This window comes from Arcticibacter eurypsychrophilus, from assembly GCF_001730525.1.
Lineage (GTDB): Bacteria > Bacteroidota > Bacteroidia > Sphingobacteriales > Sphingobacteriaceae > Arcticibacter > Arcticibacter eurypsychrophilus.
In genome coordinates, this window is the sequence record NZ_MDFN01000089.1 from 1 (window position 1) to 233 (window position 233).

Genomic DNA, 233 nt, shown 5'->3' on the forward strand with positions numbered 1-233 from the left:
GGTGATCCAGTTCCTGACCAATATATTTGATATGGAGACCCAGCAGATTGGCCAGCTCTATAAAATGCGCTGGCAGATTGAATTGCTATTTAAGCAGCTGAAACAGAACTTTCCGCTCAAATATTTTCTGGGCGACAATGAAAATGCAATCAAGATTCAGATATGGTGCACCCTGATAGCCAATCTGCTGTTTACGATCATTAAAAAACAGCTTAAGCAGAAAATATCCTTTT

1 protein-coding gene is annotated in these 233 nt (G+C 39.5%); it reads left to right on the forward strand.

The genetic code is table 11. The features are described from left to right. A partial coding sequence (locus BFL47_RS19090; RefSeq protein ID WP_139125892.1) for a transposase occupies positions 1–233 on the forward strand: 233 nt, incomplete at both ends.